Annotated in this window: 1 pseudogene; it reads left to right on the top strand. The window is 73.0% G+C overall.

Features of this window, described 5'->3' with window-relative positions:
* A pseudogene (locus EN862_RS35175) lies at window positions 1-355 on the top strand (TRAP transporter permease); the annotation flags it as partial.

Raw genomic sequence — 355 nt, 5'->3', positions numbered from 1 at the left:
GTGGCGCTTGCCGCCTTCGCCGCTGCGCCCATGGCCAGGGAAAGCGGCCTCAAGATAGGCATCCAGGCGACCAAGCTCGCCATCGCCGGCTTCGTCGTGCCGTTCATGGCCGTCTATACGCCGGCGCTGATGCTGCAGGACGCCGGCCCGATCGCCGCCTCGTTCGGCTATCCGGTCGAGGTCGCCTACATCGTCGTCAAGGCCTGCATGGGCATCGTGCTGTGGGGCGCGGCCGCCGTCGGCTTCCGGGCCCGCCGCAGGGCCTGGTGGGGGCGCCTCGGCGCCTTCGCCGCCGGCGTGCTCCTGGTCGGGGCGTTGCCGCTCACCGACGAGGCCGGCTGGGCGCTGGCGCTTC

The organism is Mesorhizobium sp. M2E.F.Ca.ET.219.01.1.1, from assembly GCF_004016445.2.
In the GTDB taxonomy this organism is placed as follows: domain Bacteria; phylum Pseudomonadota; class Alphaproteobacteria; order Rhizobiales; family Rhizobiaceae; genus Mesorhizobium.
Note: the sequence above shows the minus strand (reverse complement) of the source record. Positions and strands in the feature narration are given on the sequence as shown.